This window comes from Eikenella corrodens, assembly GCF_003990355.1.
GTDB lineage: Bacteria > Pseudomonadota > Gammaproteobacteria > Burkholderiales > Neisseriaceae > Eikenella > Eikenella corrodens_B.
The window spans coordinates 1,155,406-1,180,243 of the sequence record NZ_CP034670.1; the positions used below are offsets into that span (position 1 = coordinate 1,155,406).

Annotated in this window: 26 protein-coding genes; 12 read left to right on the forward strand and 14 right to left on the reverse strand. The window is 58.9% G+C overall.

Going from position 1 to position 24,838, the window contains the following annotated elements; genetic code table 11:
* Window positions 1-11 precede the first annotated feature (11 nt).
* From ELB75_RS12655 to ELB75_RS05815, 4 genes are all read left to right on the forward strand, one after another.
* Entirely contained in the window at window positions 12-269 is a 258-nt protein-coding gene (locus ELB75_RS12655; RefSeq protein ID WP_064089027.1) for a hypothetical protein, read from the forward strand.
* 146 nt (window positions 270-415) lie between these two features.
* Window positions 416-2,695, forward strand: coding sequence for a formate C-acetyltransferase (pflB, locus tag ELB75_RS05805; protein ID WP_126983111.1), 2,280 nt, complete (start codon window positions 416-418; stop codon window positions 2,693-2,695).
* Window positions 2,696-2,888: 193 nt separating this feature from the next.
* Window positions 2,889-3,704, forward strand: a complete 816-nt coding sequence (gene pflA / locus ELB75_RS05810) for a pyruvate formate-lyase-activating protein (protein WP_126983112.1) — start codon at window positions 2,889-2,891, stop codon at window positions 3,702-3,704.
* Between the two features lie 296 nt (window positions 3,705-4,000).
* Window positions 4,001-4,321 (forward strand): hypothetical protein, encoded by a 321-nt coding sequence (locus ELB75_RS05815; protein ID WP_206501496.1) that lies wholly within the window; start codon window positions 4,001-4,003, stop codon window positions 4,319-4,321.
* Between the two features lie 140 nt (window positions 4,322-4,461).
* On the opposite strand, the gene ELB75_RS05820 is transcribed toward ELB75_RS05815, so the two are convergent.
* Complete coding sequence (locus tag ELB75_RS05820; protein ID WP_126983114.1) at window positions 4,462-5,292, reverse strand: basic amino acid ABC transporter substrate-binding protein; 831 nt, start codon at window positions 5,290-5,292, stop codon at window positions 4,462-4,464.
* Window positions 5,293-5,685: 393 nt separating this feature from the next.
* On the opposite strand from ELB75_RS05820, the gene ELB75_RS05825 reads away from it, so the two are divergent.
* The 4 genes from ELB75_RS05825 (at window position 5,686) to ELB75_RS05840 (ending at window position 9,206) form a co-directional block, all read left to right on the forward strand.
* Entirely contained in the window at window positions 5,686-6,315 is a 630-nt protein-coding gene (locus tag ELB75_RS05825; RefSeq protein ID WP_126983115.1) for a lytic transglycosylase domain-containing protein, read from the forward strand.
* 124 nt (window positions 6,316-6,439) lie between these two features.
* Window positions 6,440-7,165, forward strand: a complete 726-nt coding sequence (locus ELB75_RS05830) for a DUF4304 domain-containing protein (RefSeq protein WP_126983116.1) — start codon at window positions 6,440-6,442, stop codon at window positions 7,163-7,165.
* A gap of 156 nt (window positions 7,166-7,321) precedes the next feature.
* Window positions 7,322-8,710, forward strand: a complete 1,389-nt coding sequence (locus ELB75_RS05835; RefSeq protein ID WP_164726821.1) for an MFS transporter — start codon at window positions 7,322-7,324, stop codon at window positions 8,708-8,710.
* Complete coding sequence (locus ELB75_RS05840) at window positions 8,697-9,206, forward strand: single-stranded DNA-binding protein (protein ID WP_164726915.1); 510 nt, start codon at window positions 8,697-8,699, stop codon at window positions 9,204-9,206. The genes ELB75_RS05835 and ELB75_RS05840 overlap by 14 nt, the downstream gene beginning before the upstream one ends.
* A 253-nt stretch (window positions 9,207-9,459) precedes the next feature.
* Here ELB75_RS05840 and yfaE read toward each other — a convergent pair whose 3' ends face one another.
* From yfaE to tal, 13 genes are all read right to left on the reverse strand, one after another.
* Window positions 9,460-9,765 carry a class I ribonucleotide reductase maintenance protein YfaE gene (yfaE, locus tag ELB75_RS05845; RefSeq protein ID WP_126983118.1) on the reverse strand — a complete coding sequence of 102 codons (306 nt, stop codon included), beginning with the start codon at window positions 9,763-9,765 and terminating at the stop codon, window positions 9,460-9,462.
* Window positions 9,766-9,882: 117 nt separating this feature from the next.
* On the reverse strand, window positions 9,883-10,368 hold the full coding sequence (locus ELB75_RS05850; RefSeq protein ID WP_126983119.1) for a copper resistance protein NlpE: 486 nt from the start codon (window positions 10,366-10,368) through the stop codon (window positions 9,883-9,885).
* 60 nt (window positions 10,369-10,428) lie between these two features.
* The gene (locus ELB75_RS05855) at window positions 10,429-10,794 is read right to left on the reverse strand and encodes a hypothetical protein (RefSeq protein WP_126983120.1); all 366 of its coding nucleotides are present in this window, start codon (window positions 10,792-10,794) and stop codon (window positions 10,429-10,431) included.
* A 20-nt stretch (window positions 10,795-10,814) separates the two neighbouring features.
* The gene (gene obgE / locus ELB75_RS05860) at window positions 10,815-11,954 is read right to left on the reverse strand and encodes a GTPase ObgE (protein ID WP_126983121.1); all 1,140 of its coding nucleotides are present in this window, start codon (window positions 11,952-11,954) and stop codon (window positions 10,815-10,817) included.
* A gap of 265 nt (window positions 11,955-12,219) precedes the next feature.
* Window positions 12,220-13,671: an NAD-dependent succinate-semialdehyde dehydrogenase gene (locus ELB75_RS05865; protein ID WP_126984222.1), complete on the reverse strand. Its 1,452-nt coding sequence runs from the start codon at window positions 13,669-13,671 to the stop codon at window positions 12,220-12,222.
* A 132-nt stretch (window positions 13,672-13,803) separates the two neighbouring features.
* A complete protein-coding gene (locus tag ELB75_RS05870; protein WP_126983122.1) occupies window positions 13,804-15,681 on the reverse strand; it encodes a hypothetical protein in 1,878 nt (625 codons plus the stop codon).
* A gap of 119 nt (window positions 15,682-15,800) precedes the next feature.
* Window positions 15,801-16,304 carry a DUF4189 domain-containing protein gene (locus tag ELB75_RS05875; RefSeq protein WP_126983123.1) on the reverse strand — a complete coding sequence of 168 codons (504 nt, stop codon included), beginning with the start codon at window positions 16,302-16,304 and terminating at the stop codon, window positions 15,801-15,803.
* Window positions 16,305-16,373: 69 nt separating this feature from the next.
* Complete coding sequence (locus ELB75_RS05880) at window positions 16,374-16,592, reverse strand: hypothetical protein (RefSeq protein ID WP_126983124.1); 219 nt, start codon at window positions 16,590-16,592, stop codon at window positions 16,374-16,376.
* A 45-nt stretch (window positions 16,593-16,637) separates the two neighbouring features.
* Window positions 16,638-17,366 carry a YebC/PmpR family DNA-binding transcriptional regulator gene (locus ELB75_RS05885; RefSeq protein ID WP_126983125.1) on the reverse strand — a complete coding sequence of 243 codons (729 nt, stop codon included), beginning with the start codon at window positions 17,364-17,366 and terminating at the stop codon, window positions 16,638-16,640.
* Window positions 17,367-17,583: 217 nt separating this feature from the next.
* Complete coding sequence (locus ELB75_RS05890) at window positions 17,584-18,675, reverse strand: conjugal transfer protein (protein WP_126983126.1); 1,092 nt, start codon at window positions 18,673-18,675, stop codon at window positions 17,584-17,586.
* 16 nt (window positions 18,676-18,691) lie between these two features.
* A complete protein-coding gene (locus tag ELB75_RS13035; protein WP_277600832.1) occupies window positions 18,692-18,823 on the reverse strand; it encodes a hypothetical protein in 132 nt (43 codons plus the stop codon).
* A gap of 75 nt (window positions 18,824-18,898) precedes the next feature.
* Window positions 18,899-19,771 carry a virulence RhuM family protein/type II toxin-antitoxin system death-on-curing family toxin gene (locus ELB75_RS05895; protein WP_241236119.1) on the reverse strand — a complete coding sequence of 291 codons (873 nt, stop codon included), beginning with the start codon at window positions 19,769-19,771 and terminating at the stop codon, window positions 18,899-18,901.
* Window positions 19,772-19,842: 71 nt separating this feature from the next.
* Entirely contained in the window at window positions 19,843-20,868 is a 1,026-nt protein-coding gene (gene tal, locus ELB75_RS05900; protein WP_126983127.1) for a transaldolase, read from the reverse strand.
* 82 nt (window positions 20,869-20,950) lie between these two features.
* Here tal and ELB75_RS05905 point away from each other — a divergent pair, with 82 nt between their 5' ends.
* The 4 genes from ELB75_RS05905 to ELB75_RS05920 all read left to right on the forward strand — a co-directional run bounded on the left by ELB75_RS05905 (window position 20,951) and on the right by ELB75_RS05920 (window position 24,830).
* Entirely contained in the window at window positions 20,951-21,925 is a 975-nt protein-coding gene (locus tag ELB75_RS05905) for a KpsF/GutQ family sugar-phosphate isomerase (protein WP_126983128.1), read from the forward strand.
* Window positions 21,926-22,003: 78 nt separating this feature from the next.
* Window positions 22,004-22,885: a DMT family transporter gene (locus ELB75_RS05910; protein ID WP_126983129.1), complete on the forward strand. Its 882-nt coding sequence runs from the start codon at window positions 22,004-22,006 to the stop codon at window positions 22,883-22,885.
* 305 nt (window positions 22,886-23,190) lie between these two features.
* Window positions 23,191-24,720 carry a sodium-dependent transporter gene (locus tag ELB75_RS05915; protein ID WP_126983130.1) on the forward strand — a complete coding sequence of 510 codons (1,530 nt, stop codon included), beginning with the start codon at window positions 23,191-23,193 and terminating at the stop codon, window positions 24,718-24,720.
* Window positions 24,720-24,830, forward strand: a complete 111-nt coding sequence (locus tag ELB75_RS05920) for a methionine/alanine import family NSS transporter small subunit (RefSeq protein ID WP_126983131.1) — start codon at window positions 24,720-24,722, stop codon at window positions 24,828-24,830. Before ELB75_RS05915 ends, ELB75_RS05920 begins: the two co-directional genes overlap by 1 nt.
* Window positions 24,831-24,838: the final 8 nt, after the last annotated feature.

Below are 24,838 nucleotides of genomic sequence, written 5' to 3' on the forward strand. Positions count from 1 at the left end.
GGTAGCCTTTCTTGAATGGGTTGGCGGTGATGGATTATAGGTGGTTTCTCATGCGGCAAAGGCTACCTGAAAAACGGTTAGAAGGGGATTTTATAGCAGTTCTAATCGCGTTCGAAATAAGGAAGCCTCCTATACCGGAAGCAGCGTTTGGTTTGCCTGCGAACGAAGCCGAACCGGAGGGTAATTTAGCTATGCCGAAGCCGGGCGGCTTTGCCGGAAAACGAGGCTACCTGAAAATTGTCTGCCCCTCATCCGCCGATGAAGCATAAATGAAGCACATCAAGTTTGACTTGGATTAAGGGGAAGCTTGATTGGCTGGGTTTCCCGCCAAAAGGAACATGGGGCATGCTATCCTTCATGATGAATGCTAATTTGTAACGTCGTTTTATTTATTTATGTCAAATAGGAGGTTATTATGGCTTCAGCAATAGAACGCCCGGCTGCCTGGGCAGGCTTTGTCGGCGGTGATTGGGAAACCGGCATCGACGTGCGCGATTTCATCCAGAAAAACTACACGCCTTATGAAGGCGACGGCAGCTTCTTGGCGCCGGCCACCGAAGCCACCACCAAGCTGTGGGCGGAAGTGATGGAAGGCATCAAGGTGGAGAATAAAACCCACGCGCCGTATAAGATTGATGCGCAAGTGGTTTCCGGCATCACCAGCCACGGGCCAGGCTATATCGACAAAGATTTGGAAACCATCGTCGGCCTGCAAACCGACGAGCCGCTGAAACGCTCCATCATGCCCTTCGGCGGCCTGAAAATGGTAAAAGATTCCTGCCGAATCTACGGTGTGGAACTGAATCCCGAAGTGGAAGAAATCTTCACCAAATACCGCAAAACCCACAACCAAGGTGTGTTTGATGTGTATACGCCCGACATCCGCCGCTGCCGGAAATCGGGCGTTTTAACTGGTTTGCCCGATGCCTACGGCCGCGGCCGCATCATCGGCGACTACCGCCGTGTGGCGCTTTACGGTATCGACCGCCTGATGGAAGACAAAACCGAGCAGTATCATTCTTTACAAGCCGATTTGGAATCTGGCCAAAACTTGGAAAGCGTTATCCGCTTGCGCGAAGAAATCAACGAGCAGCACATTGCGTTGAAACAGATGAAGGAAATGGCTGCCTCCTACGGCTTCGATATTTCCGGCCCGGCCAAAAACGCGCAAGAAGCCATCCAATGGACTTACTTTGCCTACCTCGCCGCCGTGAAATCGCAAAACGGCGCCGCCATGAGCTTCGGCCGCGTGTCTTCCTTCTTGGATATCTACATTGAGCGCGATCTGAAAAACGGCGTGATTACCGAAAGCCAGGCACAGGAATTCATCGACCATTTGGTGATGAAACTGCGTATGGTTCGTTTCCTGCGCACGCCCGAATACGACCAGCTCTTCTCCGGCGACCCGATTTGGGCCACCGAATCCATCGGCGGCATGGGTTTGGACGGCCGCACGCTGGTCACCCGCACCAACTTCCGCGTGCTGCACACCCTGTACAACATGGGTCCGTCTCCCGAACCGAACATCACGGTATTGTGGTCTGAACAACTGCCGCAAGGCTTCAAAGAGTTCTGCGCCAAAGTCTCCATCGACACTTCGTCGATCCAATACGAAAACGACGACCTGATGCGCCCCGACTTCAACAGCGACGACTACGCCATCGCCTGCTGCGTGAGTCCGATGGTAATTGGCAAACAGATGCAGTTCTTCGGCGCGCGCGCCAACTTGGCCAAAACCCTGTTGTACGCCATCAACGGCGGCGTGGACGAAAAATCCAAAGACCAAGTCGGCCCCAAAACCGAGCCGATTAAAGACGAAGTATTGGACTACGATACCGTAATGACCCGCATGGACAGCTTCATGGACTGGCTGGCCACCCAATACGTTACCGCGCTGAACGTCATTCACTACATGCACGACAAATACAGCTACGAAGCCGCCCTGATGGCGCTGCACGACCGCGATGTGAAACGCACCATGGCCTGCGGCATCGCCGGGTTGTCCGTGGCTGCCGACTCGCTGTCCGCCATCAAATACGCCAAAGTCAAACCGATCCGCGACGAAAACGGCATTGCCGTCGACTTTGAAATCGAAGGCGAATACCCGCAGTTCGGCAATAACGACGACCGCGTGGACAGCATCGCCTGCGATTTGGTAGAGCGCTTCATGAAGAAAGTGGCCACCCATCCGACCTACCGCAACGCTGTTCCGACCCAGTCCGTGCTGACCATTACATCGAACGTGGTATACGGTAAGAAAACCGGTAATACCCCGGATGGCCGCCGCGCCGGCGCACCGTTCGGCCCGGGTGCCAACCCCATGCACGGCCGTGATGTGAGCGGCGCCGTGGCTTCGCTGACTTCTGTGGCCAAACTGCCGTTTGAGTTTGCCAAAGACGGTATTTCTTACACCTTCTCCATTATCCCCGGCGCGCTGGGCAAAGACGAAAGCTCCCGCGAACGCAACTTGGCCGGTATGATGGACGGTTACTTCCACCACGAAGCCGGTGTGGAAGGCGGTCAGCACCTCAACGTAAACGTGCTCAACCGCGAAATGCTGATCGATGCCATGGACCACCCGGAAAAATACCCGCAGCTCACCATCCGCGTGTCCGGCTATGCCGTGCGCTTCAACTCGCTTACCAAAGAGCAGCAGCAAGACGTGATCACCCGCACCTTCACCAGCCGGATGTAATCATGCCCAGCTAGCAGGAATCAGTGCCGGAATCCCTTCCGGCACTTTTGTTTATTCCGGTTTTCAGGTAGCCTCACCCCTGTGCCCGGGCTACCTGAAAACTGATAGCCAGCAGGGCAGGGCAGGCTTTCAGCCCGCTACTTAAACGTTCCAAGCCATAAATGCTACCTGAAAACAACACACGCCAACCACCATGCCAGATACCATCCCCATTAGCCCCGATACCCCGCCGAAAAAACAGCCCGACACCCGCGCCCGCCCCTACGAAGGCATCGGCTACGTCCACTCCGTAGAAACCGGCGGCGCCGTAGACGGCCCCGGCCTGCGTTTCGTCCTCTTCATGCAAGGCTGCCTGATGCGCTGCCTCTACTGCCACAACCGTGACACTTGGGACAGGCACAGCGAAAAAGAGCTGCACTTCACCGTGCCCCAGCTTATGCAGCAAGTGCTCTCCTACAAACACTACTTCCGCGCCACCGGCGGCGGCGTAACGGCCACCGGCGGCGAGCCCCTGCTGCAATACCAATTCATCCGCGATTGGTTTGCGGCCTGCCGCGAGCACGACATCCACACCTGCCTCGACACCAACGGCTACGCCCTGCACTACGACGCCACCCTCGAAAGCCTGCTCGACAACACCAGCCTCGTCATGCTCGATTTAAAGCAAATCGACCCCGAAATCCACAAAACCCTCGTCGGCATCCCCAATACCAAAACCCTGCAATTCGCCCGCCACCTCGCCGCCCGAGGCCAGCCCACCCGCATCCGCTACGTCGTCGTGCCCGGCTACACCGACGACGACCGCTCCGCCCACCTGCTCGGCCAATTCATTGCCGATATGCCCAACGCCGACACTGTGGAAATCTTGCCCTACCACGAACTCGGCGCCCACAAATGGGCGCTGTGCGGCGACGAATACAAACTCAAAGGCGTGCACGCCCCGCCCAAAGAAACCATCCTGCGGATAAAGGAAATCATCGAAAGCTACGGCAAACAAACCATCGTGTGAACTGCAGCGGCAACCCAAACCAAGGCTACCTGAAAATCCTCAAACATTTTCAGGTAGCCTTCCCTATCCGGGCTATAGTGGATGAACAAAAACCAGTACGGCGTTGGTTCGCCTGGCCGTAACGTGTGTACTGTCTGCGGCCCGCCGCCTTGTCCTGATTTTTGTTAATCCTCTATACTTGAAAGCCAGTCAATTCATAAACAGATTAAATTAGACTTGACAAGTCGAAAAAAAAAAACAATATACTACCCGCAGTTTTTTCCAACCCAACTAAGGAGTATGCAATGAAACACAGAATGTTACCGCTTGTTATGCTGACCCTAACCCTGGCCGCCTGCGGCGGAAGCGGCAAACTGCCCGAAAGCTGCGTGAGCGCCATGGAGGCCTACGCCCCGCTGGCCGACAACCCCGATTTCAGCGGCTATCCCATGCATATATGGCTGCAAGATGCCAACGGTGACGTCAAAGCGGCAACGGCAGCATGGAACAAGAGAGTAGAGGCCGATTATGAAGCCATCGAAAAAAGGGCGGGCAGCAAAAGTGCCGAACTGCAAATGGAAAACCAGGCCCAACAATGCAGCCGCTGGCTGGAGAAGTTCGAGCAATACAAAAACTAAGCTTCACCCAAATAAAGCAGCCGTTACGGCAAAAAGGCTACCTGAAAACCCCAAAGGGCATTTTCAGGTAGCCTTTTCCTTCATAAAAAACTGCCTGCAATCGTTTGCAGGCAGTTTGGCGTGAGATTGGCAGAGCCGGCTTATTTGGCGGCGGCGGTGCCGAAGTATTGCTGGTGGATGCGCTCGTATTCGCCGCTGGCTTTAACGGCGGCCAGGGCTTTGTTGAGGGTGTCGCGCAGCTCGGTGTCGTTTTGGCGCAGGGCAATGCCGTAGTGTTCGGCTTCGAAATCGGGCACTTTAATCATGGTGAAGCCTTTGTCGCCGTTGTGCTTGATGAATTCCATCACCACGGAGCTGTCGCTCACGGCTGCGTCCACGCCGCCGTTTTGCAATTCTTTCAGCAAGAGGGGCAGGGTTTCGAAGCGGGTTACTTTGGGGTTGGTGGCGCCCAAGAGTTTGGAGGCGGCCAAATCGCCGGTGTTGCCGGTTACCACGCCTACGCGGTTGAGGTTTTTCAAATCTTCTACGGAGGCTACCTGTTTGCCTTGGGGTACGGCCACTACTTGGGTGATTTCAAAGTAGGGGTCGGTGAAGAGCATGCTTTGTTGGCGCTCGGGGGTGATGGTTACGGCAGCCACCACTACGTCGGCATCGCCGTTGCGCAGGCTGTTGAAAAGGCTGTCCCAAGATTGGTCTTTAAATTCAACTCGGTAGCCGGCTTCTTTTGCCATGGCGTTGATGAGGTCGATATCGAAGCCGCTGAGGCTGCCGTCGGGGTTTTTAGATTCGAAGGGGGCGAATTCGGCATTGGTGGCCACACGCAATACTTTTTCGCCGCCGGGGGCGGAAGCGCCGGAAGCATTGGCATCGGCAGGCTGTGAAGCTTGCTGGGTGCTGCCGGAATTGCCGCAGCCGCTGAGGGCGATGGCGGAGCAGGCCAGGGCGGTGGCCAGCCATTTTTTCATGTTCATTGTTTGGTTCTCCTGGATTGGTTTGGATATTAATCAATGATTGCGCTCCGTGCGCATCATTCGGGAACACATCATACAACCATATGCGGAAATTCTAAAGGTTTATTGCAGAATATAGGCTAAGCACCTTATTTTTGCTGAGGGAGTGGATGAACTTTGCTGCCTTATTCATGCTGTCTGTAGGCTGCATTGCGGGAAGAAGTAATCGCTTCAACGATATCGGGTAAGGCTACCTGAAAGCATCGGCTGCGGCGGAGCCAAAATGCCGTTTCATTGTTCGGCCGGTATCGCAGATTGCCTGCTTCGGTGCAACAGGCGGGCTCAAGCTACGCCGTGTGGGCGAAACTCCACTATAATAGCGGCCGTTATCATCTTAATCGGTGCACTTTAGCCATGCCGTATCCGTTTGCCCCCGAACAGCCCGAGCGCCGCCGCCTGCTCGCCTCGCTGGCTGCCGTTTCCGCCGTTGCCTGCCTGCCCCAAGCCGCCCGTGCCGGGGCGCAGCGCGAGGAGACGCTGTCGGACGATGTAACTTCGGTGATGCGCCATTCGGTGAATAATGTGAACCCGCCGCGCCTGGTGTTTGAAAACCCGTATAACGCGCCGCGCTGGCTCAATGATATGTCGCTGCGGCTGGCACGTTTTGTGCCCGACCCGCTGGAGCGCCGCCGCCTGCTCATCAACATCCAATACGAAACCACCCGTGCCGGGCTGGATACGCAGCTGATTTTGGGGCTGATTACGGTGGAGAGCGCGTTTCGGCAGTATGCCATCAGCAGCGTGGGTGCGCGCGGGCTGATGCAGGTGATGCCGTTTTGGCAGCGATACATCGGCAAACCGGAGCACAACCTGTTCGACATCCGCACCAATCTGCGCTACGGCTGCACCATCCTGCGCCACTACAGCAATCTGGAAAACGGCAATATGGAGCGTGCATTGGCGCGTTACAACGGCAGCCTTGGCAGCCGGCGCTATCCCGACGCGGTAATCGGCGCGTGGCAGAACCGCTGGCAGTGGTCGTAGTTAGGCTGCCTGAAAATCCATATTTTGATTTTCAGCATAGCCGAAGTGTCTTTTCTATTTTTCAGGTAGCCTCAAGCGCGAAGCAGGCTACCTGAAAAATATAATCTGAGATTAACTGCAAAATATGGAATATTTCACTGTCGCACAAGCCTTCAGCCAAACCATCAGGAATCTGCATATCCTACTCAAACCGCGTGGCTTCAAGAAAAAAGGCAACCATTTCTACCGCTGCACCGAACACGGCGTTGGTCAGCTGGTTCACACGCAAAAAAGCCGGTGGAGCGACAAAAGCCGCATTAGTTTTACTTTCAATATCGGCCTCGCCTGCCCTCCGTTGCAACACGATCCACGTTTCCAAGAAGCCGGGCAGCCCCTGCCCGATTTCCCGAACATACTTGATTGCCTGGTACAGGAGCGAATCGGTTTTCTGCTGCCCGAGCCGGGGCGGCAAGATATTTGGTTTGAAGTGGCAGACGGTGCAAATAACGTTGTCGCTCTGCAAGAAGTGCAAACCATAGTGGAAACATTTGTGCTGCCACACTTTGCCGCACACAACGTGCCGCAGCAGCTTTATCCGCTTATCGGCAACCGGCACGCCATGCGGCTGGCCGCCAAGCTGGGAGAACCGGAACAGGCGCAACGGTTTTACCGGGCAGAGCGCGAATGGGTGCAGCAGCGCTATCGTGAAGAATGCCAAGCCGCCAAGCATGTCCAACCGGGGGATGACGAATATTACGAAGACGAAGATGGCTGCGTCGTATCCGGCAGCGAGCAGCCTGCCCCGCAAGTTTGGCTGGATTACTTAGCAGAGCTGGAGCAGGATGCTGCTCGATGGGGCGTGCAGACATAAGCTTTAATGGCACATAGATATTTTCAGGTAGCCTCAAGCGCGAAGCAGGCTACCTGAAAACTAATCCAGCCTTGCCAGCGTTAAAAGCCCACCGATGGGGCAAGGCTTCGGGTATAATCTGCGGCGTTTTTCCCCCAACCCTTTCGGTTAAACACTATGTCTCGAGCTCCCCGCACTGCACTGTTGCCTGCAGAATGGCGTGCCAGCGCATCGCTTTCCGGTGTGTATGTGCTGCGTATGCTAGGCATGTTTTTGGTATTGCCCGTGTTGGCGTTGTATGCCAAAGAGCTGCCGGGCAGCACGCCTGGGTCGGGCGGTTTGGCGATTGCGGTGTATGGCTTAACGCAGGCGTTGTTTCAGCTGCCGCTCGGTATGCTTTCCGACAAGTTAGGACGCAAAAAAGTAATTTACCTCGGCCTAGTGGTGTTTGCTTTGGGCAGTTTTATTGCCGCGGCGGCGGATAGAGTTACCTGGCTGCTCATCGGCCGGGCAATTCAGGGCGCCGGTGCAGTAAGTGCGGCAGTTACCGCGCTTTTGGCGGATTTAACGCGTGAAGAAGTGCGCACCCGTGCCATGGCTTCGGTGGGGCTTACCATCGGCTTAACTTTTGCCGTCAGCATGGTGGTTTCGCCGCTGCTCACCCGATATATCAATGTTTCCGGCCTATTTGCGCTCACCGGTGCGTTGTGTGTGCTGGCTATAGGTGTGGTGGCGTGGATTACGCCCAATCCGCAGCGAGGGAAGTTTCACGAGGATACGGAAATGCAAACTTCGCGGATCAGCGAGGTGTTGCGTAATAAACGCTTGATGCAGCTTAATTTCGGTATTTTCGCCTTGCAGGCGGTGATGATGGCGATTTTTGCCAGCCTGCCGATTGTGATGCGCGGCCTGGGGCTGCCCAAAGAGCAGCATTGGCAGCTTTATCTGCCGGCGGTATTGCTGGGATTGCTGTTGATGGTGCCGGCGATTGTGGTGGGTGAAACGCGCAATAAGCTCAAGCAGGTGTTTGTGGCCGGTATCGCGCTGATTGCGGCGGCTTTGTGCGGTATCTATGTCGGCCAGGCTTCGCTCTTGGCCATTGGCGTATCGCTGGTGGTGTATTTTGTCGGCTTCAATATTTTGGAAGCCAGCCTGCCGTCTATCGTGTCGAAAGTAGCGCCGACGGATTTAAAAGGTACCGCCATGGGCATGTATAACACGGCGCAATCCATCGGCGTGTTTGTGGGCGGCGCGGCCGGCGGGCGCTTGTTTGAACATTTCGGCTTGATCGGCGTGTTTGCCTTTTCCATGGTGCTCACGCTGGCCTGGCTGCTGATGGCCGCAGCGGCGCCCGCACCGGCTGCAGTACGCAATTTGGCGCTGAGCATCTCGCCCATCTGGCAGGGCTGCGAAGAGCGGCTCTTGGCCGTATTGCAGCAGTTTGAAGGCGTGGAGGCGGCCAGCCTCAGCGCCGACCGTTCAACCGTTTACATCAAGGCGCGGCAGCAGGGTTTCGATGAAGCCGCAGCCAAACAGATTATTTTAGGAGGAAATCATGTTGAATAAAGTGATGCTTATCGGCAACTTGGGGCGCGATCCCGAAGTGCGCTACCTGCCCAGCGGCGATGCCGTGGCCAATTTTTCGATTGCCACCAGCGAAAACTGGAAAGACCGCAACGGCCAGCGCCAGGAGCGCACCGAATGGCACAACATCAGTATGTTTGGCCGCTTGGCAGAAATTGCCGGCCAATATCTGAAAAAAGGCAGCAAGGTATATATCGAAGGCCGCATCCAAAGCCGCAAATACACCGGCAAAGACGGCATCGAGCGCACCGCCTACGATATCGTGGCCAGCGAAATGAAAATGCTCGACGGCCGCAACAGCGGCAGCAGCCCCTACGAAGGCAGCGACCAATACGCAGCTGCACCCAGCAGCCCGCGCCAGCAGCCTGCCCAAGGCTACAATGAACCGGCCTACGCCGCCGAACCGCCCGCTCCACCCCGCCGCCAAGCCCCTGCCCCGGCACCGATTGACGATATCGATGACGATATTCCCTTCTAAACGGCAGGCTCAATATCTCAACCCGCCGCCTGTTTCCTAGTGGACAGGCGGCGGGTTTGGTTTGGGTTTTTCAGGTAGCCTATGGTTAGGGCTGTGCGAAGCGATTAGTCTGCATTGCAGACACACTTAACTTTCGATGCAGTGTTGGCCTGCTGTCGATGAGTGTTTGCGCCTCAAGTATTTCTTGTGTTTATTTGCAGCAAAGGCTACCTGAAAAACTTTCAGGTAGCCTTTGCCGTAGCGGAATTGCCGGTTAGTTGTTATTTTCGGCAAATAGATCACGGTCGAATAAATCCGGTTCGGCTTGCCGTTGTCGGCAGTCGATGCGGATGTCTTCTTTCACCGTGCAGCAGCAGGTGAGGATTTCGTTGGGCAGAATCAGAGCCAGCGGGCTTTCTCGGTATGCAACGCTGCCGGATAGGAGTTTGACGCGGCAGGAGCCGCAATAGCCGCTGCGGCATTGGTATTCGATTTCGTGGCCGGTGCGCTCCAAGGCTTCGAGCAGGGTTTCGCCTTCCTGCAGGGTGAAGCGGGTGCTGTGGGTGGTGATCTGGGGCATGGCGTGTGGCGTTTGGTTTGGTGCAGTGAAAATTTCAGGTAGCCTTTATTATGCGCGGGCAGGCATAAAAGCTACCTGAAATGGTTTGGCCGATCCAAGGCCGGATTTCTTTTCGGATTAAAGCTGGCTTACGGTCTGCTTCAGGATGTAGAGGTTGGCCAGTTCGCCTTCCACTTGTTTGCCGTCGGCATCCAGCGCCCAAATCTGGCCGTTGCCGATTTGGTAGAGCCGCTCGCCGCTGGCTTTGTCAAGCTGGAATACTTCTTGCGGCTTGCGCCAAGTGAAGCGACCATCGGTTATTTCGGTAAACGGCTGGCGCTGCTTATAGGTTTCTTCGAGTAGGTAGCTGCCGTCTTCGTGCAATATCAAGGTGGTTTCGATGCCTTCGCAAGAGGCGCAGGGCAGCACGCCGTAGTAGCGGCCGATCCATTGGGCGTCGTCGGGTTGTGCAGCGGTGGAAGCGGCTGATGCGGCAGGTATGGCAGCAGGCTGGGAGGCAGCAACGGTGGAAGCCACCGCCGGGGCAGAGGCCGGCGCGGCATTGTCTTGCGGGGCGCAGGCAGCCAGCAACAATAGGGCAGGGAGGTAGGTGAAAGGTTTCATGGGCCGTCCTGTCGGTTGTGATAAACAGCGTGATAAGCCAATACAAGAGATTCTTTACATTTACAACGTGTTGGTAACGGGCTTATACGGCGATTGGTGGATAACTTGCCATTGGCGGTTTCGCTTTGTAAGAGAAATCGTATAGGTCGCTTTGGGTGGGATATCATAGGAAGCCAAGCCATCAAACAATCTGATTTCACAATGGAAAATACCTTGCTTGATCATGCCGCCGCCTTTTCTTACGCAGGCATGGCCTGTGGTTAAGTGTTCTTTAGGGCCTAAATTACGGTTGGCCTGATTGGCCAATTTAAGTACGGTTTCTTTAGATGGGCCGCCAAAGGTAACGTCCCCGGTGCTCAGATATTGATATGAGCCGTATGCCACGCCGATTACGATAACCCAGTTGATAAGTTTTCCTACAACCATAATATTTCCTTTACATGAAATTATTCCGGCTGCAACACCGAATAATCGTTGGTTTCTGAAATTTGCGGTGCGGCATCGGCCTGTTGGTTAGCTTCTGCTGCGGCCAGTTGTTTCTTCTCGGCCAGATACTGCCCGATTTGCCGCACCAATTCCTGCGTGCCCTGTTGGGCGAGTGCGCTTATTTCAAACAGGCGCGGGGTTTGCCGATCGAAGCCGGGCTCGCCGGGGGCGGGGTAGTTCCAGCCGACGGCTTCGAGGAATTCGGCTTTGCGTTCGGCAGCCTCTTCCGGCGTGAGCATATCCAGTTTGTTCAGCACCAGCCAGCGCGGTTTGCCGAACAGTTCGTCATCATATTTTTTCAGCTCGTTGATGATGGCCAGTGCTTCGGCGGCGGGGCTGGCGGCTTCGTCGAACGGGGCCAAGTCTACCACGTGCAGCAAGAGGCCGGTACGCGAAAGGTGTTTCAAAAAGCGGTGTCCCAGCCCGGCGCCTTCGGCCGCACCTTCAATCAGGCCGGGGATGTCGGCCATCACAAAGCTTTGGCCTTCGTCCACGCGCACCACGCCCAGGTTGGGGTGCAGCGTGGTGAAGGGATAGTCGGCCACTTTGGGGCGGGCAGCGGACACGGCGCGGATCAGGGTGGATTTGCCGGCATTGGGCATGCCCAACAGGCCGACGTCGGCCAACACTTTCAGTTCCAACAGCAATCGGCGCGCTTCGCCGGGTTCGCCGGGCGTGGTCTGTTTGGGCGCACGGTTGACCGAAGATTTGAAATGGATATTACCCAAGCCGCCTTTGCCGCCGCGCGCCAGGCAAACGCGCTGGCCATGCCGCGTGAGGTCGGCCACGATTTCGCCGGTGTCGGCATCGCGGATCAGTGTGCCCACGGGCATTTGCAGCTCGATATCGTCGGCGCCGGCGCCGTAGCGGTCGGAGCCGTGGCCTTTTTCGCCGTTTTTGGCCTGATAGCGCTTCACAAAACGGTATTCCACCAGCGTGTTTACGTTTTCGTTGGCCACGGCGAACACGCTGCCGCCGCGCCCGCCGTCGCCGCCGTCCGGCCCGCCGCGCGGCACGTATTTTTCGCGGCGGAAGCTGACCGCGCCGTTGCCGCCGCGCCCGGCCGCCACTTCGATTTTGGCTTCGTCGATAAATTTCATTTGCGCTTTCCGTTTTCAGGTAGTCGCTTGGGGCTACCTGAAAATCTTAATTCATTATTGAGATGATGCTTGCGGCTGGAGTTGGTATGACTGTGCGCCGGATTTTGCTTGAGTCCCGCCGTGTGCAAATAGGCACATTATAAAGGACTGGCGCACAGGCTACCTGAAAATTTGTACCGTGCTTTCGTTTTGCAGAAACCGAGCCTTGGCTGCGCCAATTATCGTTTCACTGCGTTGAGGCGGATGTTTTCAGGTAGCCTGCCGCTTAAACCGCCAGCATCACGTATTTGGTTGCCAAATATTCGTCCAGCCCGTATTTGCCGCCTTCGCGGCCGATGCCCGACTGCTTCACGCCGCCGAAGGGGGCGGCTTCGTTGGAAATCACGCCGGTGTTGATGCCGACCATGCCGTATTCCAAGCCTTCCATCATGCGCGTGGCCGTGCCGAGGCTGCGGGTGTAGCAATAGGCGGCCAGGCCGTATTCGGTGGCGTTGGCCTGTTGCAACACGTCTGCTTCGTTTTCGAAACGGAACACGGGGGCGAGCGGGCCGAAGGTTTCTTCGCGCGCCACTTTCATGCCGGCATGGGCATGGCGGATAACGGTGGGCTGGAAGAAGAGCTTGCCCGCCGGGTGGCGCGCGCCGCCGGCAACTACTTCGCCGCCGCGGGCGAGCGCGTCGGCCAGGTGTTCTTCCACTTTGGCCAGCGCGGCCTCATCAATCAGCGGGCCGCATTCCGTGCCGCTTTCCAAGCCGTTGCCCACTTTCAGGCAGCCTGCCGCTTGGGCGAATTTGCGGACAAATTCGTCATACACGCCGCTTTGCACATAGATGCGGTTGGCGCACACGCAGGTTTGCCCGGCGTTGCGGAATTTGCAGGTAATCGCGCCGGAGACGGCGGCATCGAGGTCGGCATCGTCGAACACGATAAACGGCGCGTTGCCGCCCAGCTCCATCGAGGTTTTCTTGATGGTGGAAGCGCATTGCGCCTGCAGTTGTCGGCCGACGGCGGTGGAGCCGGTGAAGCTGAATTTTTTCACCGTATCGCTTTCGGTGAGCACGCGGCCGATTTCGCGCGACGAGCCGGTGATGACGTTGAACACGCCCGCCGGTATGCCGGCACGTTCGGCCAAGGCGGCGATGGTCAGCGCGGAAAACGGTGTTTGCGAGGCGGGGCGGATGACGAAGGTGCAGCCGGCGGCCAGAGCGGGCGCGGCTTTGCGCGTGATCATGGCGTTGGGGAAGTTCCACGGCGTAATCGCGGCGCACACGCCGACGGGCTGCTTGAGTACCAAAATACGTTTGTCGGGCGCGGGGCCGGGGATGGTGTCGCCGTACACGCGCTTGGCTTCTTCGGCATACCATTCGATGTAGGACGCGCCGTATGCAATTTCGCCGCGCGCCTCGGCCAGCGGCTTGCCTTGCTCCAGCGTGAGCAGGGTGGCGAGTTCTTCCTGCGCCTCCATCATCAAATCAAACCAACGGCGCAGGATTTGGCTGCGTTGTTTGGCCGTGAGCGCGCGCCAGGCGGGCAGGGCGGCCTGGGCGGCAGCCACCGCGCGTTCGGCTTCCGCCGCGCCCATATCCGGCACGCTGCCGATGGTTTCGCCAGTGGCGGGGTTGGATACGGCGATGGTGCGGCCGCTGTCGGCATCAAGCCATTGGCCGTTGATGTAGCACCGGGTGCGCAGGAGGGCGGGGTCTTTTAGCTGGGTCATGGGGGCTACCTGAAAAAGATGGGAAGGAATGGAAAGGCTACCTGAAAACGCTTTGGCGCGGCAGCCGGCAGGCCGGATGGGCGGCATCGGGTTTGCGGGCGGCCGCCGGCGGAAACGCGCATGTGGGGCCGGTTACTGGTTTTCCGGAAAGATTGCACGGTAAAACTCGGCTGTGGGCGCGTTTTCGGGCAGGCCGATGCCGGATTTTTTCAGATACTGCCGTGCGGCGCGGCGGCTCTGCCTGCCGAATTTGCCGTCCGCCTTCAGCGCATAGCCGCGCGCGGCAAGGAACTGCTGAATCTGCCGTGCCTGTCCGGCTTCCGACAGGGCGGTGTCCGCAGCGGGCGGGGCGGGCCGGCGGCAGAAGGGGAAGTAGGCTTGCGCGGTTTCGCTCCGGCATGCCTGCGCGGCCGCATCGCGCAAGGAGATTTCGATTTTCGGCGCATGGCCGGCCGCCGCCGCCCAGCCGTAGGCGCAGGCCGCCAGCCACAGGCCGGCCGCCCAGCGGAACAGCAGCCGGAAGGCTTCGCGGTTGCGCATCTGCTGGCGGTAGGCGGCGGGGATTTTGCGCCGCCGCCACCACACCGCCAGCATGCTGGGCAGGCAGATCAGCGCGCCCGCAGCGGCAGTGAGGACGGCGCCGCTTAATGCGCTGGCCAACACCGTGCCGATCGGGTGCTGCGCGATGCCCTCCTGGGCGAAGCCGAGCACGGCCAGCGTTTGCAGGGCAAGGAAGGGTATGCCGAAAAACAGCCAGACGCCCGCCGAATAAGCGGGCGAGATTTTGTCCATAATGCGGTTGAGCGCGGCGGCCAGGGCTTCTGCCGTTTCGCGGCCGATGAAGAATTGGCAGGCTTCCTGCACCATGCGCCCGGTGTTTTGCACGGTGTCGGTGCGGTGGGCGGCAATGCGGCGCATGGCTTCGTCCAGCACGGGCTGGCCGGCGTAGCGGTTGAAGAACGAAACGGCGCGGCTTTTGTTCAAACGGCCTTTGGCGGGGATTTTCTCGGTCAGGTAGGCCAGCTCGTCTGCAAACAGGTCGTCAAAAAGCAGCGGCCGCGAATAAGGGTAGGGCGGGTTGGAAAAGGCGCAGCAGGCGTACTGCCGCCGGTGCAGGGAGAAATCCAAACGGATGGCGGTGCTTTCGCCGCGATAGGCTACCTGAAAAATATTGCCGTCCGTTTCGGCGGCGGAGGCGGTTTCGAAGGGGATTTTGGCGGCCAGGAATCCGGCGGCGGCGCGGTATAAAAGGTCGGAAAGCGCCTCGAAGGCAGGGATGTCGGCGGCGTTTTCAATTTTAAGCGACAATTTGGCCGCCGCTTTGGCGCAGGTGTGGCGTACGCGGGTGAAAAAGCCGTGCCCGCTGCATTCGCCGCAGCGCACCTTGCCGCGTCCGAAGCAGGCGCCGCAGGTGGTGCGGCCGCTGCCGCCGCAGCCGTAGCAGCTTTTGTAGACCGTTTTGCTGCCCCGGTAGTTGCCTTGGTAATCGTATTCCGGCACTTGCTCGCTGCGCTGCCCCGAGCCCCAGCACGAAGGGCAGCTTTTGCGGCCGCTGCCGCCGCACGAGCCGCAGCGCACTTTACCGCTGGCGTGGCAGTTGGTGCAGTCTTCGTGCACGGAGTAGTCGGGGAAGCGGTGGAAAGAATGTGTGCTGTCGGCCCGGGCCAAACCCTGCCCGTCTGCGCCGCGCAGTTCGGCGGTGAAGCCGGCGCGCAATTCGCGGCTGTGCGCCGCTTCGTGTTCCAGCCGTGCGGCGTGTGCCCAGAAGGCTGCCGTGTCCGAGCCGAAATGTACGGCCGCCGCCGTATTGCCTGCCGACACTTCGTCGGATGAGTCGGCGTAAAACCGCCAATCGGCCAAGGCATGGATAATAAAGTCGGTGCCGCTGCTGCCTTGCGGCACAACGTCTTCGGCGGCGGCCTGGTTGCCGTTTACTAGGTTGCGGATCTGCAGGAGCAGGTTGTCGGCCAAATCCTGATAACGCTCTTCGGTCATGGCGAAGCTTTCCAAACAGCCGGTTTGCGGGTTGCTGCGGATAAGGCGGGCGGCCTCCGGCTGTGTTAGAGGCTACCTGAAAAATAATGGGCAGGCGGGGGTGGGCTTCCATGCCCGGGCTGCGGCGGGCGCGCTCAGTGGGGGTACGCGGCGCAAATGTCGGTTTCCCGCTCATCGGAAATTCGGCATTCCTTGTAGCGGCCTGTTTTGCATTGGTTCAGGGCGTCTTCTCCCGCATCTGACCTATGCTTCGCCGTACCGAAGAAATAGAAGGTGTCGCCGCGCGCATCTTTGCCCGTGGCCACGCTCAGGCATCCGTTTCGCGTTACCATCGCGCGGCAATTGCGCCCGCCTTTCTCCCGGCAGCGGTTTAGGGCTGCTTGCCTTGCCTCGCGTGCGGTGTGGCCGTTACTAACGGCGAAAACGCGGTTGGGTGCGGCGGCCAAGGCGGAAAAGTCATAAAGCTCTATCACCCGGTAGGGTGCCGGCTCGCTGTCGTAGCCGCCGCCGGAATTATCCACGCAAGCTCCGTTGCCATACATCGCATAGCAGTAATGTTCTTGCGGGTTCGCCGCTGCAAACTGGGCGGCGGTCAAGCAGCCGAAGGCCAGCAGCGCGGGCAAAATGATTTTTTTCATAGCGGGCTCCTTTAAAGTGAAAATGGTTCGGCGGTGCAGACACGGATGCCTAAGCTACGGCTACGCGGGCTACCTGAAAAATTCCGGCGGGCGGCAGGGCGTGCGGCGCAGCCCTGCGTGCGGGTGCGGAATGGCAAACGAGGCGTGCGTTCCGCGCACCCTGCCCGTGCCGGGCAGGCTACCTGAAAAATAATGGGCAGGCGGGGGCGGGGCTTCCATGCCCGGGCTGCGGCTAATCCTGCAAAGGCTACCTGAAAACATCGGCTGCAACGCCGTGAAACGCGGCAAGGCGGCGTTTTTGCGAAGCGGGGGTTTCAGGCAGCCTTTGCCTGTTTACTCGAGCTCCAGCACGGCGGAGGTGTACACGTCTTGTACGTCGTCCAGCGCTTCCAGGGCGTCGATCAGGCGCTGCATTTTGGCGGCGTCTTCGCCGGCGAGCACGGTTTCGTTTTGGGCGCGCATGGTGACGTCGCCGTCTTCGGCTTTGAAGCCGGCAGCTTCGAGGGCGGCTTTGATGCCGGCCCAGTCGGCAGGGGCGGTGATGACTTCGAACGAGCCGTCGTCGTGGGCAACGACGTCTTCGGCGCCGGCTTCGAGGGCGGCTTCCATCAGGGCGTCTTCTTCGGTGCCGGGGCCGAACAGGAGGTAGCCTTGGTGTTTGAAGTTGAAGGCGACGCAGCCGTCGGTGCCGAGGTTGCCGCCGTGTTTGCTGAAGGCGTGGCGCACGTCGGCCACGGTGCGGGTTTTGTTGTCGGTGAGGCAGTCCACCATCAGGGCGGCGCCGCCGATGCCGTAGCCTTCGTAGCGCAGCTCGATGTATTCCACGCCTTCGAGGTTGCCGGTGCCTTTGTCGATGGCGCGCTGGACGTTGTCTTTGGGCATGTTGGCGTCCCAGGCTTTGTCCATGGCCAGGCGCAGGCGTGGGTTGGAGGCGGGGTCGCCGCCGCCGAGGCGGGCGGCTACGGTGATTTCTTTGATCAGTTTGGTGAAGATTTTGCCGCGTTGGGCATCAACGCGGGCTTTTTTGTGTTGGATATTTGCCCATTTGCTGTGGCCGGCCATGGTTTTTCCTTTGTTTGCATAAAAACGATAACGGCGCGATTTTAGCATTTTCAGCCAGCCTGTTGAACAGCGGGGTGGCAGATAGCGCGGATGGCGGATGAACACGCTTTTGCTGCAAGATGGCAGACCGACGCCGCAGTGGAAGTTCGGCTTATTCGCTATAGTTTTTCAGGTAGCCTTATCTGGGGAATAGAGGCTACCTGAAAAACGGATGGGCTTATTGCGGCGCTTCGCTAAACAGCGGGTTGAAGCCGGTTAACTCCAGCGCTTGGGGATAATCGGGCATGGCGGCGTTTTCGGGCAGGATGTCGCGCAGCAGGCGGATGTGTTCCACTTGGCATTCGGCCATCAGGTCGAGGAAGTTTTGCACTACGGTATCTACGGAGTCTGTAGGCGCGAGCTGCCAGCGGAAGGTTTGCGGCACCAGGCCGTAGCTGTGGTCGGTGGCGCTGAAGCTGAACACAATCTGCCCGCCTTCTTGGGCGGCTACGGCCACGCCGACGCGCGGGCTTTGCAGGCGCACGGCGCGGATGGCGTTGGCAGCGAATACATCCAGCGCCATGCGCTGGCGGGTGTGGCTGCCGTTGCGGATGGCCTCGAGCGGGGCGGCCGGGTCGAGCGGGTTGGCAAACAGGGTGAGGCCGGGCAGGGCGAAGCGTTCCTGCCAATATTGCATCAGGGGCAGGGCGGCCTGGCCGAGTTTGCCGGGGGCTTCGGGCGCGTTGTAGCCCAGGGCGTACACCACGTGCACGCTCTGCCCGGAGGGGATGGCGATTTCTGTGGCGCCGGTTTGTGCGGCGGCAAACTGTTCGGCAGCGGCACGGCTTTGTTTGGCGGCAAACCATTGTTCCAACTTGATGCGGCTGATTTGTTCGGCAGCGAGCAGCGCGGGCAGCCACACGGTTTGCGTCAGATGGCGGGTGGGCTCGAATTCGGCCAGTTTGGCATGAAGCGCGGCGGCATCGAGGGCGGCGGGCAGGGATGCGGCCTGGTTGCAGCCGGCCACGAGCACCACGGGCAGGGCGAGCCAGCCGGTTTCTTCGGCAGCGGCGGGGCGCAGGGTTTGCTCCATGGCCTGCCACAGGGCGCGGTAAACGGTATCGCTCGGCGCCATGCTCAGCGCCACGGAGAGGGAGGTGAGGTGGCGCGATTGCAGCATTTGGAAAATCAGGCTGTGCAGGGTGTCGCCGGAGAGTTTGTTTTGCGCGCGGGAGCGGTTGGCGGCCACAGCTTCGGCGTGCAGCAGCAGTTCGCTTTTTACCGGATCGGCGGGATAGGGGCGGGGGTCGGGGAGGAGATGGCGGTTCATAATGATGATGTTAAGGTTACGGGTTGGGTTGGTGTTGCAACATGTGCATGATAAGTCGGATAAGGGTGTCTGTTTGCGCGGGCGCGGATTCGGCCACCAATAGGGTGAGCGCGGCCAGGCCGGTATCGTTGATATAGTGAATTAACAAAAACCAGTACAGCGTTGTCTCGCCTTGCCGTACTATGTGTACTGTCTGCGGCTCGCCGCCTTGTCCTGATTTTTGTTAATCCACCATAACAGCGCGGCCGTCTGCGCGGAACAGGCGGTGGTTTTGATGCAGGAAATCAACAAACAGGAAGGCGCCGCTGCGCTTATTGCCATCGGCAAAGGGATGGTTTTTCACGATAAAGTAGAGCAGATGGGCGGCTTTGCTTTCGATGCTGGGGTAGGCGGGTGCGCCGAATACGCTTTGCGCGAGGTTGCCGAGAATGGCGGCTAAGCCGTCTTCGCGTTCGCGGGCAAACAGATCGCTGGCTTCGCCGCGGGCGATGAGTTCGGTTTTGAGTTGCCCCAGGGCTTGGCGTGCGGCTTCAGGCGTGGGCAGGCTGCCGCCGTTTTCGCCCGCCGGCTCTTGCAGCAGACCTTCATCGTATCGTTGCAGCCAGAGGAAGGTGTGGGTGTAGCGGCTGACGATATCGACCAAGCCGCGGCCGGCTTCCAGCGTGAGGGCGGGTGAGGCGGCGGTGGTTTGAATCAGCTGCAAGGCGTGTGCGAGCTCGTCGGCGTTTTGCTGCAGGCGTTGTTGGTTGAGTGCGTAGCCTTTGATCAGGTAGTCTTTCAGGCGGGCGGTGGCCCAGCGGCGGAAGGCGATGCCTTGCGCTGATTTGATGCGGTAGCCTACGGAAATGATGGTTTCCAGATCGTAGAAGGTAACAGGTCGGTCGGCGGAAGCAATATGCATTTTTTGCATATTGCTTTTTTCGTTGATTTCTCCTTCGGCTATTGCATTGTTTATGTGGCGGGAAATGACGGATTGGTTACGCCCGAACAGGGTAACCATCTGCGCTTGCGACAGCCATACGGTGTCGGTGTCGAAGCGGACTTCCACTTGGGTTTGCCCGTCTGCGCTTTGGTAGATTTCGATTGGGTTATTCATGTGTGTGATGTGTTTATGATTGGAGGAAGGCTACCTGAAAAACGGAGTGGCGGTTTCAGGTAGCCTTTCGCCTAATCGGCCAGCGGGGCGAGCATTTGGGCGAAGGCCTGCTCAAACTGGGCTAGGCCGTCTTGCTGGAGTTTGGCGGCCAAGGCTTCGAGGTCGATACCGAGGGCGGCGACTTCGTCCAGAATCGGCTGTGCGGGCACGGCGGGGCGGGAAAGGGCATCAGCAGCGTGGCCGTGGTCGGTGAAGGCTTGCAGCACGGCATCGGGCAGGGTGTTAACGGTGTGCGGGGCGATCAGGTTGTCCACATACAGGGTGTCGGGGTAGGCGGGGTTTTTCACGCCGGTGCTGGCCCAGAGCAGGCGGGCGGTGGGCACGGCATCGTTTGGCTGGCCGAAGAATTGCTGCCAATCCCGATAGGCGGCCTGCGCCAGAGCCAGCGCGGTTTTGCCTTGCAGGTGCGGCGGCAGCTGGGGATCGAGCGCAGTGTCGATACGGGAGATGAAAAAGCTGGCCACCAGCTGCGGCGCGGCCTGGCCTGTGCGTTGCGCCAAGCCTTGTTGATAGGCTTGGTAGGCGCGTACGGTTTGGGCGCGGGAGAACAGCAGGGTGAGGTTGATGTTGATGCCGTCGGCCACCAAGGCGGGCAGGGCGGCGATGCCGGCATCGGTGGCGGGGATTTTAATCATGGCGTTAGAGCGGTTGATTAAATTCCACAGGCGGCGCGCTTCGGCAATGGTGCCTTCGGTGTCGTGCGAGAGCGCGGGGTCGCATTCGAGGCTCACCAGCCCGCTGTTGCCTTCGGCGGCAAACTGTGCGGCAAACACATCGCAGGCGGCCTGCACGTCGGCCACGGCCAGGGTTTCGTAGCGCGCCTTGGCAGAAAGCGGCTGCTGCTTTAATTGGGCGATTTCGGCTGTGTATAATGCGTCGCCGGCCAGTGCTTGGCGGAAGATGGCCGGATTGGAGGTAACCCCGCTCACGCCGCTTTGCTGCAACTTAGTCAGCGTGCCGGAGCGCACGAGCGAACGGGAAAGGTTGTCGAGCCAAATTTGCTGGCCGAGCTGTTTGACTTCCTGCAAAATAGCCATATGTTGAGCCTCCGCTGAATGTGTAAATTTTGGAAAATACCCGATTCCGGCGGCGGCCGCAAGCCGGAATGAAGAAAGAAGAATGATGAGTGAACAACAATATCTCGCCCACGCCCGTGAAGTGCTGGCGATAGAAGCCGATGCATTGCGTGCCCTGTCCAACTCGTTGGACGGCAGTTTTTCCCGCGCCTGCGAAGCCGTGCTGGCCTGCGAAGGCCGTGTGGTGGTGAGCGGTATCGGCAAGAGCGGGCACATCGGGCGCAAAATCGCTGCCACACTGGCCTCCACCGGCACGCCCGCCTTTTTTGTGCATCCGGCCGAAGCCGCGCACGGCGATTTGGGCATGATTGTGGACGGCGACGTGGTGCTGGCCATTTCCAACTCCGGCGAGAGCGACGAAATCGCCGTGATTCTGCCCGCGCTCAAGCGTAAAAACATCACGCTGATCGGCATGACCGGCCGCCCCGAATCCACGCTGGCGCGCCATGCCGACATCCACCTCACCGTGGCCGTGCCGCAGGAAGCCTGTCCGCTCGGCCTTGCGCCCACCAGCAGCACCACTGCTGCATTGGCTTTGGGCGACGCGCTGGCCGTGGCGCTGTTGCGTGCCCGCGCCTTCACGAGAGACGATTTTGCGCTGAGCCACCCTGCCGGCAGCCTGGGCAAACGCCTGCTGCTGCAAGTGGCCGACGTGATGCATACGGGCGACGAACTGCCCGTGGTGCGCCTGGATACGCCTTTTGCCGACCTGATTGTGTGCATGAGCGAAAAAGGCCTGGGCATGGTGGCCGTAGCCGATGAGGCAGGCTACCTGAAAGGCATTTTTACCGACGGCGATTTGCGCCGCCTGTCCCAGCAGCAGCGCGATCTCTCCGGCCTCACCGCCCAAGCCGTGATGTGGGCGCATCCGAAAACCATCACGCCGAATCGGCTGGCTACCGAGGCGCTGAAAACCATGCAGCAAAACCGCGTGAACGGCTTGCCGGTGTGCGATGAGGCGGGCAGGCTGTTGGGCGCGCTGAATATGCACGATTTGCTCAAAGCGCGGATTGTGTAGGCGCGCCGGGTGTGGCATAAAGGCTACCTGAAAACCGAAGCCAAGTTTTCAGGTAGCCTTTGTCTTTGGAAAAATCAGATGAAACAACAAACTATTTCTTATGCCGCGCCGCTGTTGGTGTTGGGCTGCGTGGTGTTCGGGCTGGGCAGCCTGATTGTGAAATTTGTGCAGGTGGGCCCGTATGCGGTGGCGTTTTGGCGGCTGGCAGTGGCGGCGGCGGTGTTTTGGCTGCTGATGCGCCATTTCGGGCAGAAGCTGCCGCAGAGTGCGCGGGCGTTGCGCTTTGCTGCGTTGGCCGGGGTATTTCTGGCCTTCGATTTGGCGTTGTGGCACGAGAGCATCCATGCGGTGGGGCCGGGTATTTCTGCGCTGCTCAACAGCTTGCAGATTTTTTTCTTATCGGCCATCGGCGTGATTTTTTACGGTGAACGCTTGGGCAAGTTGCAGCTGGCGAGCCTGCTGTTGGCGGTGGCCGGGGTGGCGCTTATCGGCAGCCCGGAGTTCGGGCACAACGGCCGGGCGGTGTGGGGGTTTGTGAGCGGCACGGCTTCGGGGGCGATGTTGGCGCTGTCGATGGTATTTGTGCGCAAAACGCATGAGGCGGAGCGGGTGGCGCTGTTTCCGATGATGATGGTGCTCAGCGCAGGCGGGGCGTTGGCATTGGTGGTGCCGGCGCTGCTGCTCGACAGCGGGGCGCTGTATCCGGCCGGCTGGCGCGATGTGGGGCTGGTGCTGGTGTATGGCGTGGTGATGCAGTGCTTTGCCTGGGGTTTGATTGCTTATGCGATTCCGCTGCTGTCGCTCTCGCTCACCGGGCTGCTGTTGCTTTCCGAGCCGGTGGCGGCGCTGCTGATTGATTATTTTCTGCTGAGCAAGCCGATTAACGGCTGGCAGTGGGGTGGCGCGGTGCTGACTTTGGTGGCGATTTATTTGGGCTCGCTGAAGGAAAACGCGGCTTGAGGCTACCTGAAAATGCATGTGGCGGGTTTCTGCGAAGTAAAAACCTGCTTGGCCGATTAAAGCCATATTCCTGCCGATGTGTGGCATTTGGTTTTCAGGTAGCCTTGTTTTACGATGAATAATAGGCTTTTTATTGCTTGGATTTTTAGTTCCAATTAATAAAATTGCCGATATTTGACAGCACGGTGCTTGACCGGACGGGGGCGATTCTTTACGATTGCTTGCAAAATCGTTGTTGATGTAAGTTGCGGCGGCCGCTGTACTTTGGCAAATGGCCGCCATCCACATTTTAAGAGGTATTCAACGTGTCTAATCCGCAAAATCCCAAGCGCGAAACCTTCTCCAGCCGGCGGGCGTTTATGTTTGCCGCCATCGGCTCGGCGGTGGGTTTGGGCAATATCTGGCGCTTTCCCTATGTGGCATATAAAAACGGCGGCGGGGCGTTTATCCTGCCGTATTTGGTGGCGCTGCTCACGGCGGGCATCCCGCTTTTGTTTCTCGATTATGCGGTGGGCCACCGCTATCGCGGCTCGCCGCCGTTGGCGTTCCGCCGTCTCGACCGCCGGTTTGAAACCATCGGCTGGTGGAATGTGTTGGTAAACGTGCTCATCGGGCTTTACTACGCGGTGATTTTAGGTTGGGCGGCCAGCTACACCTATTATTCGCTCAATGCGGCCTGGGGCGCGAATCCTGCCGATTTCTTCTTCAAAGACTATTTGCAGATGGCTTCGGACGTGTCGGCGCAGATGCAGTTTGTGGCGCAGGTAACCGTGCCGCTGGTGCTAGTGTGGCTGGCCACGCTGCTGATTTTGGCCTTCGGCGTGCAAAAGGGCGTGGCGCGCGCGTCCACTTTCTTTATGCCGCTGTTGGTGGTGATGTTTGTGCTCTTGGTGGGGATTGCGCTGTTTTTGCCGGGCGCGGCCAAGGGTTTGGACGTGTTGTTTACCCCGGATTGGAGCAAGCTGGCCAGCTCGGAAGTGTGGGTGGCGGCTTATGGGCAGATTTTCTTCTCGCTCTCGGTGTGCTTCGGCATCATGATCACTTATTCTTCCTATATGAAACGTGATTCGGACTTAACCGGCACGGGCATGGTGGTGGCGTTTGCCAACAGCAGCTTCGAATTGCTGGCCGGCATCGGCGTGTTTGCCGCGCTGGGCTTTATTGCCACGGCCAACGGGCAGCAGGTGGGCGATGTGGCCGCCGGCGGCATCGGCCTGGCCTTTATCGCATTCCCCACCATCATCAACCAGGCACCGGCCGGCGCGCTGATCGGCCTGCTGTTTTTCGGCTCGCTGGTGTTCGCCGGGCTCACTTCGCTGATTTCCGTGCTGGAAGTGGTGATTGCGGCGGTGCAGGACAAACTGAAAATCGGCCGCGTGGCCGCCACGCTGGCGGTGGGCGTGCCGATGATGACGGCTTCGGTGCTGTTGTTCGGCACTACCACCGGCCTGCCGGTATTGGATGTGCTGGATAAATTTGTGAACACCTACGGTATCGTGGCCGCCGGTTTCCTGTATGTGTTGTGCGTGGTGCTGAGCCGCCATCTGGGCGTACTTTCCCGCCACATCAACAAAACTTCCTCGCTGAAAGTGGGCAAAACCTGGCTGCTGTTTGTGGGCGCGGTAACGCCCCTGGTGTTGGGCACCATGCTCTTCACCGACACGCGCTCGCTGCTCACCGAAGGCTATGGCGGCTACCCGGCTTGGTTTGTGAACATCTACGGCTGGGGTACGGCCATCGGGGTGGTGGTGTTTGCCTTCCTGCTCTCCGGCCTGCCGTGGAAACACGAAGACAAACTGCAAGAAACCCCTGTTGAAACCGAAGGAGACGAATAATGAGCACGATTGCGATTGTGATGATGCTGGTGGCGCTGGTGGTGATCTGGGGCGGCTTGATCGTATCCGTCCTGCGGCTGCCGGAAGACAAGGGCGGCGGGCAGGAATAAACCGTCGG